Raw genomic sequence first — 16,374 nt, 5'->3', positions numbered from 1 at the left:
TAATCCTAAAAAAGGCCTGATGATCATCAGGCCTTTTTTAGGATTATAGTTTAGATCTTAGATTCTGCGTATTTTTTAAAATTATTCAGAATGGCCTGCCAGCCGCCCTGTTGCATTTCTACCGGATTTGTAGACTCTGCTTCAAAACTTTCAGTGATTTTAGTTGAATTTCCATTGGGCTCAAATAGAATCTCCACCTTTCTGGCATCGCCAAGGGTATACTTAATGCTGTGGTGCTGCTGAACCTCATCATAAATTCCGCCGAAATCGAAACTCATGCTGCCATCTTTAGCAGCCATAGTCGATTTAAAGGCACCACCGGTGCGCAGGTCATTTTCGGCGTATGGGGTATGCCAGTCTTCTGATGCATAGCTCCACTGGGTAATGTGTGCCGGTGCATTCCAGTATTCCCAAACCTTTTCTACAGGAGCGTTTACCGTAGCTTCAATAGTTATTACTGTTTTTTCGGATGTTTCCATAGTTTTTCAATTGTTCTTTTAGTTTCTGTAAATATACGGCTGCCATTTGAAAAAGAAGCTGGGTGAATGCGACAATCTAGGGGGGATTATTCCTCTTCTTTGGAGAGGACCCTTGTTGCAACTTTGCCTACAGTCAGGCCCTGTACAATAATAGAAAAGACCACTACAAAATAGGTCACGGCCACCAATATAGACTTGTAAGGACCTTCATTCATGGAAAGCACCAGGGCAATAGATACACCGCCCCTGAGTCCTCCCCAAACCAATACCTTAATGGTGCCATTGCTGAATTTATTTTTAAAAGGGATCAGGATGACCGGAATATAAATAGAGATGAAACGCGCAAACAGAACAATGAGAATACTCACCAGACCGATTTGCCAGTAGGTGGTCACATTTTGGATAATCAGCAGTTCAAAACCGATAAAAAGAAAAAGGATTGCATTGAGGATCTCATCAATCAGCTCCCAGAATTTATTGAGGTAATCTTTAGTGGTATCCGACATGGCAGTCCTTTTTCCGTAATTTCCAATCACAATTCCTGCGGCAACCATGGTTAGCGGGCCCGAAATGTGCATGGCATGGGCAATCAGGTAACCGCCCATAACCACCGAAAGGGTAATGAGTACCGATACCTTATAGTCGTCAATTTTTCGCATGGCATTGGAAGCGCCAAGCCCCAGTAAAGCACCGAGTAAAAAGCCACCTGCCGCTTCCTTAACCAACAGCCAGGAAATATGACCAAAAGAAACGTCTACTGCACTGCCTTCTGCAAGCTGAAGGATAACAGCAAAAATAACTACAGCCACACCATCATTAAAAAGAGATTCGCCAGCTACTTTGGTTTCCAATGATTTACGGACTTTAGCTTCTTTTAAAACACCCATCACGGCAATAGGGTCGGTAGGGGAAATCAAGGCGCCAAATAAAAGGCAAAATATAAATGGCAATTCGATACCAAGCAGCGGAGCGGTATAGAACAGGATAAAACCAATTGCAAAAGTTGAAATGACGACACTTACCGTAGAAAAGATAATCACAGGGCCCCTTTGTTCCCTAAGGTCTTTCAGGTTGATGTGAATTGCACCGGCGAACAGCAGAAAATTTAACATGGCGCCCATCAGCACTTCGGTAAAGTCTACGTCCTGGAGCAGGGTCGAAAAATGTCCAAAAGTTTTTGGAAATAAATTTCCGGTAACCACCATTAAAATGGACGTCACCATGGCAATAATCATAATACCGATTGTAGAGGGTAACTTTAAGTACCTGAGGTTTAAATAAGCAAAAAAAGAAGCGAGGACAATCAGTACAGAAAAAGAATAATATAATTCCATGAAACAGGGGCTTAAATGATAAAATGTATTTCGACTTGTGCAAAATACAAAATCACTTTACAAGAAGAAAGCCATATAAATTATACAGACTGTGCAGCAGGGCTACAGATAGAAAAGCATGTTTGGGATTTGATTTGCTTTTTAAGTATAAATAGTTGAAAATCAATCCACCTAAGGATGCACTTGTGATGTAAAGCAAATTGTAATGGTGGAAAGCACCAAAAAGGAGTGCCGGAAAAATCCAGAGCACATAGATGTTGTTTATACCGGTCCGGGTTAAAATTTGGTTTGGCAATACCTGAAAGAGCAAGGTTTCCAGCAAAGGACCAAACAGGCAACCGGCCGCCAGTACAAATATTTTACTGTCTTTTTCTGTAAATGGTGCACCCTGAAGCTCAGGAAAAAAACAACTGGCCATGAACTGGAAAAAATAGCCATTTAAGACAATGAGAAAAAAACATATTCCAAACAAACGGAATGATTTAATGTCCTGGCTTGGTGACAGAATACCCATGGAGTGCGCTTCTTTATTTGACGATTAAAGATAGCACCTGGTTTTAAGAATGAGGATAAGTCAAAATAACTTTTGTCTTTTTTTTATAAGGTTTCGTATAATATTTTAATTTTATGAAAATTTCAGTGTCTTTTTTATCTTAAAACAGGGCCTAATGTCTGCAAGGTTCCGTCAATTTTTTCATTAAGGGAAAGTCCAAGGAGTTTTGCAATCAGGGGATAAACCTGAACGTTTTCAAAGGTGTCTATTTTTAACCCAGTTTTAAAAGCCGGTCCCCAGGCCATAAAAGTGGCCTGCATGTCTTTCACCTCCTGTGGATCAAAGCCATGGTAGCCCAGGCCAGGTTTTTTGGCTGAAAAAACCTTAGGCCAGTTGGAAAACAGTAAAATATCTCCGATCCGGTTGTAAACATCGTCTTTGACACCATAATGAAAATGTTCAGGCATGTCAGTTTTGAGATAAACCTGAAAGTCCTGGGCATTTTCTTTCAACTGCTGGTACAGGCCGGGAATGTCCAATGGGTTTTTAGCCCGGATGTCCAGCATGGTTCCTGAAGAAATGACCCTGAATTTTTCGGGGTCAATAATGGAAGGAACAGGCAAGGGATGTGCAGTATCTACGGCGGTCATGCCATGGTCGGAAACAAAAATAAAGTTTACGGCAAGGCCCGTACTTTTAACCGCTTCTGTCAGCTGGTAAACAACAGAGTCTACAGTCTTTACCGCCTGCTGGGTTTCTTTGGAAAGGGGCCCATAGCTATGGCCCGCATGATCTGTTTCTGAAAGATAAAAGGTAATCAGGTGTGGCCGTGTTTCCTGGGGGAGGTTAAGCCAGTCCTGAACGGTTTTGATTCTTTGTGAAAGCGGAAGATGGTCATTGTAATTGTAATAATAGGTCGGCCTTACCTGTTTAATATCGGCTTCTGAACCTACCCAAAACATACTTGCACTTAACATTTGCTGTTGTTCGGCCAATACCCACAAGGGAGTTCCACCATACCAGCTGCCATCGCGGACTTTATCTTTTGCACTCATATTGTATTTTTCATTCCGCTTAGGATCGTAAAAGGTATTGGAAACCAAACCATGATGGGAGGGATACAGCCCGGTAACCAACGTATAGTGATTGGGAAAGGTGACAGAGGGGAAGGAGGGAAGCATAGCTGCTGCCGTGACGCCCTTACTGCTTAATTCGAGCAGATGATTTGCCTGGTATCTTTTGGCGTAATCATACCTGAAACCGTCGGCTGAAATTAAGATTACATAAGGTTTGTGCTGTTGTTCAAGGCTGTTGGTCCGGCCAGGAACGACATATTGGATCGTGTCTTGCTGTGCCATAAGGCTGCTTGCGCTGCAGCTCACAAAAAGGAGGGTCGCTATGGTGTTTAATAAGTATTTCATTCCTGGTCATGGATAAGTTTAAATTCCAACTGAACTAACAGCAGGCAAAATTCTTGCGCCAGTGTAAAATTATAGTTATCACTGTATTATATTCTGCTCTTTGTTTCAAACAGCTCTGTGCGTAAGCTGAACTGCTCAATAGCATTTAAAAAGAACCGATGGTTTTGGGTGACCTTTAGGAACATAGCTTTGAAATTGGACTTTTGTAGAATATCGGGAGGAGTTGGTATAATGTTTCAAAAGGCTTTGAACGAAATGTTTAGTTTTGAAATGATGTTTTTGAAGCATATGGGGTGGTGCCCATATTCTTAGTGTAATATTAAATGTGCCCAGAACCGCTCCGCCCGATTTCCTATGACTGCACTAAACTGTGGGCGGGCGGTTCTATTTTTATGCTGTTAAATTGCTATGCTGGTTAAATCTTTTAAAATCTTACCCTTCTTTTTATTGTTTTTAATGAACAGGTCTTTTGCGCAAGAGCCTGGTCATCATATTGATGCTGGCTTCCGTCTGGGCCTGGGCAATGCCAATATTGGTACTTCTGTAACCGCGAGGTATTTTATCGCGCCCAAACTGGCCGTTTCTGGAATGCTCAGTTTTTCTGGCCCCGGGGGAATAGCCTTGCTGGTAGAAAAACATTTTGGAATAGAGGATATGCCTTTACAGGCATTTTTAGGCGCCGGTGCTTATGCCAGGTTTGGCAGTAAAGCGTTTTTCGGTACCCAGGCAATTGCAGGCCTTGAGTATACTTTTCCTCAATATCCTGTAATGATTGCAGTTGATTGGAAACCCGAACTAAATCTATTGCGTAGCCTGGAGTTCAGACCAGGTGGTTTTGGGCTTACGCTTCGCTATAGGCTGGATTTGTAAGGCCGGTTAAACACTATCCGCTACTTTTGTCATTGAAGCGGTATTCATCGCCAGCATAGCGGCCTGGTGTTCATTTAAATATCTGGAACTGTATTTCCCATCGTTTGCATTAATAAATAAAACGGTTTTTCCCTGAATGGTATGAATAATACTGCCTGCAAGTTCGGCAGGAACAGCCGGACATCCCTGACTGCGCCCCAGTCGCCCCAATACCTGAATGCTTTGCTGGCCCACATAGGCTGCTCCATGAACGACAATAGACCTGCTGCGGGCATTTGAATTGAACCCTTCGTCCATTCCATCAAGTTTTAATGAAATTCCATGCTGCCCGTAATAAGTTTCCGCGGTAACGTAAAAACCCACACTGCTTTGCAGGGAATTGTTGTTATTGGAGAAACTGGTCGCCACATCTGCACCGCTGCGCTGACCATGGGCTACCCAGGTATTCATCAGCAATTCTTTTTTTTCAAGGTCAATGATCCACAGGCGTTTCCTGGTGCTGCTTTGATCAAAATCAACAATGCTTAAAACAGGTTTGCTTAGGCTCAGCTGTCCTGAATTTTTTAAATTCAGGTAACCCGTCATTGCTTTTTCGAAAACACCAAGCTCCAGTCCATAGCCGGCAAGACCGGCACTGTCGTAAATATTTTTTACATAATTATGGTACAAAGTGTCTTCAAAGGCATGAAATTGAGTCTGTTCCTGCACCACAGGTTTCCAGGCTATTGTTGCTGCAGAACACAAAAACATCAATAACCAGGCTATTCCAAAAAGGCTTTTTCTCATTGTAAACAATAAAAATTTGTGTGTTGTTTAAACTTTAATCCCCAAAGTTATACAGTATTAACGGAGGTTTTTATGTTAAATTGTTGCCCGACAGTTTATTGCCGTCATTTTGATCAAACAGAAATCAAAGATACACTGGCTATTTGCCTTCGAAACGCAGTTCATTGAGCACCATACTGCCATCTTTATTTTGCAGAAAAAAGGAAAGCCTCACCGGGCCTGTGGATGTGTTCAACGTACCAACGCCATAACGGGAACCTCCTCCTCCCTGGCCCTGGTGGATCAGTTCAAAGGATTTTACCTGGTTTTTGGCAAAAAAATCGATCAGCAGCGCCTTTGCCTTTGCTTTAGTATAAGCGTTGGAGGTACCGGAAATGGTGATCTCTATATTTTGGTCAAGATAACGTGATAAGCTTTCCGCATCGCCCTTGCGAATGGCATTGGTCACTTCTTCGAAGGGCCCCGGAGCGATAGACTTAGCCTCAGAAATAGACAAGCCGGCAGCAGTAGCGACAAAACAAAAAGGAAGCAGTGCAACTAAAACCAGGATTGCTTTTAACACTGTTTTTTTATAGAAATGGAAAGTACTCATGGCCGGATTTTATAAAAAATTAATATTAAATATGCAGAATAATAATTGTAAGACCTAATCAGATCCCGTATTATATTTCAGATAAAATTACTGCCGCAACCAATCTGTTTTATTTATAAAACGCCGAAGGCAGGTAAAACGCTACATCATAACTTTTTTAACCCTCAGTTTTCAATACTCCGCCAGATCAGCCGGATCATTTGCCAATAGGAGGGAAAACAAAAGACTGCCGGCTTTGTTAAACTTCAAAACCTGGCCGGGCGACTAAAGGCCAGTCTTATTAAATCTTGTAAAACAGTTGGTATAAACCTGAAATCAATAGAGCGCCATGAAAAGAAAAAAGGAAAACCGTTTTGAACGGATAGCCGATAAAATTACCTGCTGGACCGGCAGTTCTGCAGCCTTTGGTATCGCAGCTTCCGTTATCCTGATCTGGGCCATTTCAGGTCCGATATTTCATTATTCAGATACCTGGCAACTGGTGATTAATACCGGTACAACGATAATTACCTTCCTGATGGTCTTTTTAATTCAAAAATCTCAGAACAAAGATGGAAAAGCCATACAGTTGAAGTTAAATGAGCTGATTGCGGCAAGCAGGTATGCCAGCAACAGAATGGTCGATATAGAAGACCTCACCGAACTGGAGCTGGATGTGCTTCACAAATATTATGCTGCACTTTCTGCGCAGGCCGAAAAGGACAATGACATTCACAAATCGCATTCCATTGATAAAGCCCAGCAACAGGAAAAAGAGAAACAAAAGAGCACCAAACCCTGATTGTTAGAAATGCTTCTTTGCCCAGGAAGCGATTTGGTGATAGTCTTCTTCTTCTTTTCTGGAGGTATGAATGTGGAGGTGAAATAAGGTATAGTGGATTTGATAACAACGTATTCTTTCGTGAAGGTTTCGCACTTCAATTTTTTGGGATTCTTTTTCTTTTAACCAGGCCGAAAGGTAATCGATTTGTCCTGAATCTTTTATCCAGGGTTCATTCATATGGATTAAATCATAAAGTGCATCTCCCAGAAGCATCTCCGCCCAATCCAGTACCATAGTGACCTGATAGTTCTTATTGATCAGGATGTTGTCAAATCCATAATCACCATGCAGCACTTGTTTTTCCTTTGGCAGATAAGGGTAAAGATCCTCCATTTGCCGGATGAGTTTTTTAAACAATTCGGCATCCAGCCAGGTATTTTTAGCCAGTTCTTTCCAGCAAACCGGATATTTGTAGTTATGAATAGCAGATAAATAAGCTTCCCAGCTTTCAAACAAACCATTTCCCTGCTCATTAGTAAATCCCCAACCTCTAAAAGCCGATGTATCCAGCCGATGGATCTGTTCAAGGGGTTTTAAAATTTCTGATCCAAGAGCAGGATGGGCATCAAGATCGGTCTGGTCAGAAGGCGTACCAGGATAAAAGGCAGAAATACAATAATAGAGCTGCTCAGAAAAATGGCCCGTTTCCATAATTTCAGGGACAGGGATTTCAGGGCTGTTAAAATTCCGGTACGCAAAAATGTCTTTCTGGAAATCCATCAGGTGTTTACTGATCCGGATGACAAATGCTTTTTTGCCATGCTCAAATTTAAAGGCCTGGGACCACCAGCCATCGGCAATATGCTCGATGTTTTCGACCTGTTCAAATTTTTGATGAAGAAATTCTTTAAGTTTTTTGCTGTTGATATGCATGCCGGATAAAACAATTTGAAAGCCAGTATTTTAAAATTGCCTGGAATCAATTTAGTAAAATTTTATTTAAATAATTTCTGCTGTAGATCAGGTAGGCCGCCAGAAAAATAAAAGGGACCAGTATCCAGGTGAACTGGCTTAAAATCAGTAGAAAAATGACATTAAACAACAGAAAGATAAAGACAAGGTATTTTTTTATGTTCAATCCGGTATAGCACAGTAAACTCCTGAACAGACAAAGCAGGGCCAGACCGAAACAAAGCAAAGCCAGGGATGCGAAACTATATGTTTTTATGAACCAGACCACTTCAGGGAGCATTAACAATAGATAATTGAGGGTAAAACCAAAAAATAATTCCACTTTACTGCAGGGAAAATTATAGTGAAAATACAATTGGGTTTCATTAAAACGATATTCATTATACAGCAGGATCAGATGTGCAGTGACCATAGAGAGCATAATGGCTGCCGCCAGGACCAAAGGATCTTTTGCATCGGTAAACAAGGAAAACATTGCCGTAATACACAGCCATGAAATGCCCTTGGTGAGCAAATAACTTAATTTTGACCTATTGAACACCTGGAAGGTATAAAGGCAGAAAAGAGGTTTAGGCCATGTATGGGTCAACAGCCGGAAAAGATTTTTATCAGAAACAGGAGCCAGGCGGTTGACCATGCGGACATACAAAAGAGAAAGTACGGCATTTAAAATAAGTAAGTACAGCAGGATCAGCACCGGGATTAAATAATGACCGAAATTAAAACCGATCAGTAAAGCAAAAAAAGAGTAGATATAAAGCGGGAGAAAAATTTTGAATTGAACCAGGAACCAGGTTTTAAATTGTGCCCCTAACGGAAAGCTGCTGCTGCTGTAATATAGAAACAGGTATTGACCCAGTTTAAGCTGAGCGGATACATATCGCAGGCTTTTTAAGCCATAAAAAAAACAAAGCAGGAAAAAAATCCCCATGATCATTGGATTGCTCACTAAAGTTAAAGTGATCACCAGATTCCAGATGGTAAATGCCCAGCTGGGAACTGCGCCAAGGGTATTGATGAAAAAACAATAAATGACCACAGTGCCAAACAGGAAGATCAGCATCGCGGCATTTGCCTGATAAAAACCAGCAGCAAATGTTTTCATTAGTGTTTTTGTCAGTGGTTTGGAGCTCATTGGATTAAGACAGGGTTTGGTCCTTTACGAATAATTCTTTTGCACCGGCTAAAGCATAAGGGTCCAATGCCTGGTGTGAAGACAATAGAAAGGTGGTTTTTTGTTCCCGTTCCATGAGCCTGATCCAGTCGTACAATACGCTCAAAGATTCGGTATCTATCGTGATCAGGGGTTCATCTAAAAGGATTAGCGTCGGATTTCCTAAAAAGGCCAGCAGCAAAGAAAGCTTTTTGAGCATTCCGCTGGAATAGGTGCCTAAAGGTTCGTTAAGATAGGGAGCCATGCGCATACTTTCTATAAAATAGGTTTCCTGCCCCCTTGGTCCGCCTTTGGCCTTAACAAAAAGATCAATCATTTCCCTTCCGGTCATAAAATCCGGAAAAACGGGCTCAGCATCTGCAAAATTGACGATTTTACGATAAGTGACGCTGTTTTTTTTTAAACTGATGTTGTTGAGGTGAATTTCTCCCTCAAAAAAAAGGAAGCCCGCAATAGATTTGAGTAAAGTACTTTTTCCCGAACCATTGGTCCCTTTAACCCAGTAAATGCCAGGGGATATGGTTTTGCTTTCAATACTTAGTACAGTATGCCGGCCATAAGATTTGTGAAAATGTCTGAAGTGCAGCATATAATTTTGTTTTATCTGAACATGAACTAATAATGATAAGCAAAGAAACTGAAGCTTATCATTATTAGAAGCTGCTGCACTTTAAATGTTACATAGGCATTTAAAAAGCAATGGAGGTATGCACCATAATCCGGTTCCCGGCATAAGCCCGCCCACCAGCCAGATCCTGCGCCCTGACGTTCTGGTAATTTGCCCCAAAAGACATTCTTTTTATACTCATCTCAAAGCCTGCAACCAGGGAAAGGGAATAGCCCCCGGATACAGCGACATTGTATTTTTTGTCTTCCACATCTTTAGTAGCCGTTTCATACAACACACCGGTATTGGGGGCAACAGTTATGCCTTCGCCTAAGCGGAATTTGTAATAGGCCAGTACGTTGGCACTGAGTTTATTGCCGTAACGATAGGCATATTTGTTTGCTGTATTGATCTTGTAATTGACATTGGCATTTAAGCCCAGGTCGTTATAACGAACATCATAAGCGGCATTCAGCGTGAAATCTGTACTTGCCGTTCCAAGCTGGAAATTATTGGGGGATTCCTGTACTGCAAGCCGTTCAGAAGGCTCGTACTTTCCTGAAGGCAATTTTATACCCGCACCAATCCATAAAGACTGGACCAGCAAACGGTCGGCAACGGTGCTTTTATGGTCAAAGAGTTTATAATAGCCCATCAGGGCCACATCACCCAAACCATTTTTTGTTCCTGTTCCCGTCTGACTGCTGCGCTGGTTAAAATTATAAGGAATAAAGGCCAGGACCCTGAACTTATTGCCAATGTTCCAGCCGCCCCAGATTTCTGCACTTTGATAAGTTTCCTGAGCGGTTAAAGGCGTGTTTTCTCCAAAAGGACCCAAATGGGTCCTCAGACTTTTGTGCTGGTAACGTAAGCCAATGAACCTTTTGTTGAATTCAGGTAAGATGCCCAGGTAATAACTGCCAACGCCACATCCGCAAATGTCACAGGCCTTTACGGATAAAAAAGACAGAAAAAGGATAAAAAAGCTGATGGTAATTTTTTTCATGGCTATTGTTCTGCTAAAAGTGGATTTTTAATAAACTCCTCGTCGTTCAGGGTTGAAAGGAATGCGAGTAATTTTGTTTTTTCATCTTCAGAAAGGGCCAGCCCCCTGCGGCTTTCTTTCTGAAGCAAAGGGTCCAGGTTTGCCGTGGCCTGAACTTCCGAGCGGTAATGGTCCAGCACGCCCGATAAACTCAGAAAACGGCCATCATGCATATAAGGTGCAGTGTACTGCAGGTTTCTTAAAGAAGGTACTTTAAACTTATAACGGTCTGTTTCCTGTAGGGTAGCGGTATATAAACCCAGGTCATTGATGGCACTGGGCGCCAGGCCATTGTTGCGAAAGGAGCCATCTGTAAACAGGGGCTCGCTATGACAGGAGGCACATTTGTTTTTAAAAAGCACATAACCTTCCTGTTCAGCAGGGCTAAAAGTCTGCCCGCCTTCCTTACGCATTACTTTGTCGTATTTGGAATTGCTGCTGATGCATAGGAGCATAAACTGGGATAAAGCTTTCATGAACCTGGAGGTATTGATTTCCTCAGAACCAAAAGCCGCCTTGAACATGGACGTGTATTTTGGAAGTTGCTTTAATTTATTCATGACATTGTCCAGTTTCTCATCCATTTCTTCATGGGTGGTAATGGGAACGATCGGCTGCAGGTCCAGGTCATAGACACCGCCACCCCACATAAATGCCTTGTTCCAGGCCAGGTTCATAATGGGAGGGGAATTTCTGGTCCCCAAACGGTCGTCAATTCCGTGGCTGACATCGTGTCCATGCTGGGTAAAGGCAGAAGACTGGATGTGACAGGAGCCACAGCTGATGGTGTTGTTTCTGGAAAGCCTTGGTTCATAAAACAAGGCCCTGCCCAGTTCTACACCCGCTTTAGTTGGCTTGTTGTTTGCAAAATTGTAGACCGGATCGGGGAAGTTGACCGGTTTTACAAAGCCCAGAAAAGTAATGATCTGCTCGGGCAGTGGCTTGTCTTTTTTACAGGCCAGGATGAACAGGCCAAGCAGGCCCATTACCATCCAGTGTTTCTTATTCATAAGCTTAATTTTCGGTATGGTCGTGCCTGAACATTTCTGTTAAATTGGTGGCGATGCCGACACTGTACTCACTGAACATTACATTAGGATGTGTAGCGATGCTAAAGCTGTTTTTGCCATTGAATACCTTCATAATGTCTACAAAAAGATGGATGTTGCTAAACCTTTCTTTTCTGACTTTTGCAATACCCGCTGTATGGAGGTCTATGGTGATCGTTTTTAGGTTGTTGATGGTCGGGGCGCTGTAGCCTCCAAATCCGCCTATATGATATTTGAATTGCTTTTTGCCCGTAGGGTCACCGTTTACATCGTCGGAAATGACTGCTGAATTGCCTTCAAATTTGAAAAAAATATAACCGGCATTCCAGCCCCAGTACATGCCGCCGGCCTCGTGGCTTCCCCCGGCTGCCGGATCAAGGACGCCTTTGCGCTGATCGATGGGCATGGTGCTCCTTAAACTGTCCACTCCAAGGGTAAAGGTGAGTTTGGTGTAATCGGCCTCAGGGACCCTGACTTTTGCAAAACGGGTAGAGCGGTCCGTACCATTGATTAGAAAATAGCTGCTGTCTTGTTTTACAGTGTAGGTTTTTCCATCGGCCGTACTGACTTTGATGTTACTGATGAAATACTGGAGCATGCTGATGCTGAATTTTTCACCTGCTGCGTTTGTATAAATGGGGTTGTTCACTGAAAAAGTACGGTCTGCGACAATGTTGTCAAATTCTATGGCCAATGGGGCCAGGTTGTTTTCTGCAAAGCCCGGTGCCTGCTCTTCTTTTTTCGAGCAGCTTAAAAGACCAAGTGATAAAACCAGGCAAAGTGCCCAGTTGCGGATGTTAAATTTTTGATTCATTTTTTGAAATGATTAAATGGATTGTTCATTTTTTGATTGATACCGAACTCTGGTTCTGTGAGTGTCCCTAGAAAAGCAATAATGGCTTTTTTCTCAGCGCTGGACAGGGGAATGCCGGGTTTTCCGTCCCACTGGTTGAGCAAGGGATCGGTAGTCATGTAGGTTTTTACGCCATGCTCATAATGGTCCAGGACCTCTTCTATAGTGGATAACCTGCCGTCGTGCATGTAAGGTGCTGTTCTAAGCACATTCCTTAGGGTAGGGGTTTTGTATTTTCCCAAATCCGAAAGCTGGTAGCTGATGCGGTAACGTCCTTGATACAGCCCTTCAAACTGCGTGTTGCTGAAGTCCTGATCAAGGCCGTTGTTGTGGTAATTGTTGTCCGTGAAAAGTTCACCGGAATGACAGGAGCGGCATTTAAGGTTTACCAAAGACAAGCCCAGGCTTTCTTCTGGGCTAAAGGATACCCCAGGCGCTTTCCGCTGGTAACGGTCGTACCTGGACTTTGCTGAAACCAGGGTCCTTTCAAATTGAGCGAGTGCTTTGACCACATAAACAGATTTGATTTCTGCCTGAAATACCTGTTTAAACCTGTTAACATAATCGGGTACCTGTTTGAGCTCATGTTCCAGTTCTGTGAGGTTCTGGTACATTTCATCGGGGCTGCTCAGGGGGGCAAAAGCCTGGGATTCCAGATTGCTTGCGCCACCGTCCCAAAACAAGCCATTTTTTGCCCAGGCCAGGTTAATCAGTGCCGGCGCGTGGCGGTGCAGCTGTTCTCCAGAAGCTCCAATGGCACTCAATGCAACACCGTCACTGAAAGCCAGGGCCGGATCATGGCAGGAGGCACAGGAAATCCGGTTGTTCCCCGAAAGGCGGACGTCGTAAAAAAGGAGCCGCCCAAGGGCTACACCTTCTTCTGTTAAGGGGTTCTCCTCTGCAGGTTCTATAGCAGGAAAACCCTCAGGAACTTCAATCTGCATGGCATGCAGCTTAAATTCCTCTGGAATCAAGTCCGGTTCCTGCCTTTTGCAGGAACCGGATAGTAAAACCACACACAGCAAAACTAAAGTACCCTTTGCGCTCCCCTTCATTGGTTTTATTTAACAGATTTTACCGTAAAGACCTTTGAGGCATAATTTTCTGCTACTGTACTCATTGCACTGGCCTGTTGGGCACCCACAACAGGACTGCTCATGAGGTCCAGGCCTTCGCTTACTTTTGTGACATCGGCCTGGAGTAAAATGCTGCTTGTTTTGGCTGAAGAAATACGCAGAACAGCAGGCAGATCCAGTTTAATGGTTTTAAAATTACTGTTCAGACCAGTCTCCACAGCAAACTTTACACTTGCCGGACCCTCCGTTACTTTTCCTTTGAGGGAGGAAAAAATATAGCTGGTGGCCCACATCCAGGAAACGTTGGTCATACCGTTCAGCTGCGAAAGTTCCCCGGCCTGCAAGCTTAGGTTATTGTTGTATTTTTCGGGCACGCCCACCGAAAATTTAAGGCTTTTGTAGTCGCCTGCCGGAATACCATTGAGCAAAACTTCTTCTCTTTTATTGGCCGGATATAGAAAAGCACTGTTGGTTTCTGCGGCATTGTTTTCTTCGATTAGAAAATAAGCATTTGGAACGGCGTATTCTTCGTTTTTGCTGTTGATCAGCACCACATTGCTGACCCAGTACCTCAACTGGCTGAAGTTCCAGGTTTTTCCGGATAGTAGAAAATCTTTGTTCAGTGCAAAGTCATTGCTGCCCAGTACTGCATCAAAAGTAAGGCTAAGCTGACCCGCTGCTGTAGGTTGTTCATTTAAAACTGGATCGTTGTTTTTTGTGCAGGCTGTGCACAGCAATGCCATTACAGCTATTGCTGATAAAATTTTTTTCATGTAATGAAATTTTAAAATAAGCCCACTGGCCGGACCCACATTTTAGGGGCGGGCCAGCTGGTTTTTATGGTATATGTGATTTCAGGAGCCTTATTTGTTCCTAATTCTCCTTTTGAATTGAAAAATGAAGACATAAGTATACACTTTCCGCTGTGTAAACAGCGGCAGACGCAGCATTTGCCTTGAGGGAAATTACACTGTTTGAGGTGGGTGAAATATGGAGAAGGATCGGTTTACCGGATTTTCAGATGAATAAGGAGGATAGGAAAGCAGAACGGCAGGTTGTGCCGCAGAAAGAAGTGGGGCCGATGAGGGCAATACTTCCTGAAAACGGTTTTTCTGTTCAGAACGTTCCTGCTTTTTTTCTTTTTCTTCCGCCTGTTTTAATTTTTTCATCAGGTAGCAACGACCGTTACAATGCATCCAGGGCCTTGACTTATTTTCACAAAGGCTGGCAGCAATAAATTTCTGATTGGCCTGAAAACCGGCATAAATGAAAAACCTCGATAAGTTGGAGCTTATCAGCGCGACTAAAAGTGTAAGTGCAACTAAACGGTTTAACATTTAGCGGCAAAGGTATTGATTTATTCGTCAGGGGGCAATTTTTAGGCTAATTATTTGATTTTTGCAGGGGAACGGTACTCCCGCCGTTTTCGTACATTGTCAGCCCGGTTATCCGGCCATCTGAGCTTTGCTGAAATTCGAAACTTAAGTTATCCGGTTTTTCCTGAATATGAAAAGTTCCGTCCGAAATGCGATAAAGCCTGAAGTTTTTGTTACTTCCGGTTTTCTTAAAATAGAGTTCCTGACCGGAGGAACTGAGCAGAAGTCCGCTTTTATCCGGAAGCTCGTAGGTTCCGCAATACCTTTCGGGCTGAGGAATTGGCTGCGCGTAAATGGTCATGGTTAAGGGCCAGTGATAGGCATTGGCAATGCTCCGGATTACTTCGAGTGCCATCCATTCTCCTGAATTGGAATTGGTCAGCACGACCGCGCCTTGTCCGCTCTCTGTCATGGCAAACAACATTCCGGTATACCCTGCGTTGTTCCCGGCATGCCAGAAACCTGCAACTGTTTTGGACCCTTTAAGGGGAAGCCCCAGGCCCATAGAATTGATTTGCGGCTGGAGCATCTGTTTGATCAATGTTTGCTTCAATATTGCCCCGGGTTTTCCTTCCTTTGACTGCTGGATGGCCATAATTAATCTGGCCAAATCGGAGGGAGTGGTCCAGGGGCCTGCTGCAGCCGATTCAGGATAAACATTGTATTTGCGTTTGGGATCGGCCTGACCGTTATCATGATGCCCCCTGGCAATAGTCAGTCCTTTTTCAGTGTCTGGATAAAAAGAATAGGTGGTGTGCTTCATACCCAAAGGTTTAAACAGTATTTGTTCTGCATAGGTTGCATAGGGGAACCCGGTCAGGTCTTCTATAAGTTGCTGGATAATCATATATCCCGCCCCGGAATAACGTTCGGTGGTGCCGGGAACCTGGGTTACCTTTATTTTTTTGCGGTTGTTTGCAGGAGCTGTTGCCTCCAGGATCTCCTTAAGATTGGGGAGCACTTTTCCTGGTTGATAACCTTCAAAACCATAATCATCTGACAGGCCTGCGGAATGCGAAAGCAGCATTCTTAAGGTTACTTTTTTTTTGTCTGTCAAATCATTCTCAGGAATTTTCCAATGCAGCAGTTTTGTGTTGACATCTTCATCCAGTCCAATTTTTTGTTCTTCTATCAGGTGCATGGCAAGTACCGCGGTAATGACTTTGCCAATAGAAGCGCATTGAAAAAGGGTGGTCGTATCGACCGGCGCATTGGGTTGGGCCGAATCTCTAAGGCCATAAGCTTTGGCCCAGGCAATATTCCCTTTATCAATGACCGCTACACTTAAGCCGTTTACCTTCCATTTTTGCATGCGCTGCTGAATAGAAAATGTATTTTGATTTCCATCTGCTGAAGATACAATTGTGCCGGACAGACCGTTTTCAACTTTTTGAATTCGCTGCTCGGCCGGGCTTTGGGCCATCCCGGAAAATAAAAAGCCAGATAAAAAAAACAGGGACAGGAGAAAGTGTTTGTACATATGA

At 43.3% G+C, this 16,374-nt stretch carries 18 protein-coding genes; 2 read left to right on the top strand and 16 right to left on the bottom strand.

From position 1 onward, the window contains the following. Window positions 1-50 precede the first annotated feature (50 nt). The 4 genes from B0O44_RS04280 to B0O44_RS04265 form a co-directional block, all read right to left on the bottom strand. Window positions 51-479 carry an SRPBCC family protein gene (locus B0O44_RS04280; RefSeq protein WP_110827425.1) on the bottom strand — a complete coding sequence of 143 codons (429 nt, stop codon included), beginning with the start codon at window positions 477-479 and terminating at the stop codon, window positions 51-53. A gap of 86 nt (window positions 480-565) precedes the next feature. Further along, a complete protein-coding gene (locus B0O44_RS04275; RefSeq protein WP_110827424.1) occupies window positions 566-1,813 on the bottom strand; it encodes a cation:proton antiporter in 1,248 nt (415 codons plus the stop codon). 52 nt (window positions 1,814-1,865) lie between these two features. After that, on the bottom strand, window positions 1,866-2,327 hold the full coding sequence (locus B0O44_RS04270) for a CPBP family intramembrane glutamic endopeptidase (protein WP_110827423.1): 462 nt from the start codon (window positions 2,325-2,327) through the stop codon (window positions 1,866-1,868). Window positions 2,328-2,461: 134 nt separating this feature from the next. Beyond that, window positions 2,462-3,727 carry an alkaline phosphatase family protein gene (locus tag B0O44_RS04265; RefSeq protein ID WP_110827422.1) on the bottom strand — a complete coding sequence of 422 codons (1,266 nt, stop codon included), beginning with the start codon at window positions 3,725-3,727 and terminating at the stop codon, window positions 2,462-2,464. A 456-nt stretch (window positions 3,728-4,183) separates the two neighbouring features. On the opposite strand from B0O44_RS04265, the gene B0O44_RS04260 reads away from it, so the two are divergent. Beyond that, entirely contained in the window at window positions 4,184-4,597 is a 414-nt protein-coding gene (locus B0O44_RS04260) for a hypothetical protein (RefSeq protein WP_146229768.1), read from the top strand. Window positions 4,598-4,603: 6 nt separating this feature from the next. Here B0O44_RS04260 and B0O44_RS04255 read toward each other — a convergent pair whose 3' ends face one another. Both B0O44_RS04255 and B0O44_RS04250 read right to left on the bottom strand, forming a co-directional pair. Continuing rightward, complete coding sequence (locus B0O44_RS04255; RefSeq protein WP_110827420.1) at window positions 4,604-5,383, bottom strand: murein L,D-transpeptidase catalytic domain family protein; 780 nt, start codon at window positions 5,381-5,383, stop codon at window positions 4,604-4,606. Window positions 5,384-5,522: 139 nt separating this feature from the next. After that, window positions 5,523-5,975 (bottom strand): DUF4783 domain-containing protein, encoded by a 453-nt coding sequence (locus B0O44_RS04250; RefSeq protein WP_110827419.1) that lies wholly within the window; start codon window positions 5,973-5,975, stop codon window positions 5,523-5,525. Window positions 5,976-6,303: 328 nt separating this feature from the next. Between B0O44_RS04250 and B0O44_RS04245 the strand changes: the two genes are divergently transcribed. Further along, entirely contained in the window at window positions 6,304-6,756 is a 453-nt protein-coding gene (locus B0O44_RS04245) for a low affinity iron permease family protein (protein ID WP_110827418.1), read from the top strand. A 3-nt stretch (window positions 6,757-6,759) separates the two neighbouring features. On the opposite strand, the gene B0O44_RS04240 is transcribed toward B0O44_RS04245, so the two are convergent. From B0O44_RS04240 to B0O44_RS04195, 10 genes are all read right to left on the bottom strand, one after another. Beyond that, complete coding sequence (locus tag B0O44_RS04240; protein WP_110827417.1) at window positions 6,760-7,671, bottom strand: phosphotransferase family protein; 912 nt, start codon at window positions 7,669-7,671, stop codon at window positions 6,760-6,762. A 46-nt stretch (window positions 7,672-7,717) separates the two neighbouring features. Next, complete coding sequence (locus B0O44_RS04235) at window positions 7,718-8,845, bottom strand: hypothetical protein (protein ID WP_110827416.1); 1,128 nt, start codon at window positions 8,843-8,845, stop codon at window positions 7,718-7,720. A 4-nt stretch (window positions 8,846-8,849) separates the two neighbouring features. Beyond that, complete coding sequence (locus B0O44_RS04230) at window positions 8,850-9,473, bottom strand: ABC transporter ATP-binding protein (RefSeq protein ID WP_110827415.1); 624 nt, start codon at window positions 9,471-9,473, stop codon at window positions 8,850-8,852. A 100-nt stretch (window positions 9,474-9,573) separates the two neighbouring features. Continuing rightward, on the bottom strand, window positions 9,574-10,497 hold the full coding sequence (locus B0O44_RS04225) for a transporter (protein ID WP_110827414.1): 924 nt from the start codon (window positions 10,495-10,497) through the stop codon (window positions 9,574-9,576). Between the two features lie 2 nt (window positions 10,498-10,499). Then, window positions 10,500-11,546 (bottom strand): cytochrome-c peroxidase, encoded by a 1,047-nt coding sequence (locus B0O44_RS04220; protein WP_110827413.1) that lies wholly within the window; start codon window positions 11,544-11,546, stop codon window positions 10,500-10,502. A gap of 4 nt (window positions 11,547-11,550) precedes the next feature. Further along, window positions 11,551-12,399: an MbnP family protein gene (locus tag B0O44_RS04215; protein ID WP_110827412.1), complete on the bottom strand. Its 849-nt coding sequence runs from the start codon at window positions 12,397-12,399 to the stop codon at window positions 11,551-11,553. Then, window positions 12,396-13,493, bottom strand: coding sequence for a cytochrome-c peroxidase (locus B0O44_RS04210; protein ID WP_110827411.1), 1,098 nt, complete (start codon window positions 13,491-13,493; stop codon window positions 12,396-12,398). Before B0O44_RS04210 ends, B0O44_RS04215 begins: the two co-directional genes overlap by 4 nt. A 5-nt stretch (window positions 13,494-13,498) precedes the next feature. Further along, entirely contained in the window at window positions 13,499-14,287 is a 789-nt protein-coding gene (locus B0O44_RS04205) for an MbnP family protein (protein WP_110827410.1), read from the bottom strand. A 192-nt stretch (window positions 14,288-14,479) separates the two neighbouring features. Then, complete coding sequence (locus B0O44_RS25170; protein ID WP_245943577.1) at window positions 14,480-14,851, bottom strand: hypothetical protein; 372 nt, start codon at window positions 14,849-14,851, stop codon at window positions 14,480-14,482. 46 nt (window positions 14,852-14,897) lie between these two features. Continuing rightward, window positions 14,898-16,370 carry a serine hydrolase gene (locus tag B0O44_RS04195; protein ID WP_110827409.1) on the bottom strand — a complete coding sequence of 491 codons (1,473 nt, stop codon included), beginning with the start codon at window positions 16,368-16,370 and terminating at the stop codon, window positions 14,898-14,900. Window positions 16,371-16,374: the final 4 nt, after the last annotated feature.

Origin of the sequence: Pedobacter nutrimenti (genome assembly GCF_003208655.1) — a bacterium.
Lineage (GTDB): Bacteria > Bacteroidota > Bacteroidia > Sphingobacteriales > Sphingobacteriaceae > Pedobacter > Pedobacter nutrimenti.
This window is presented reverse-complemented; position numbering and strand designations above follow the sequence as displayed.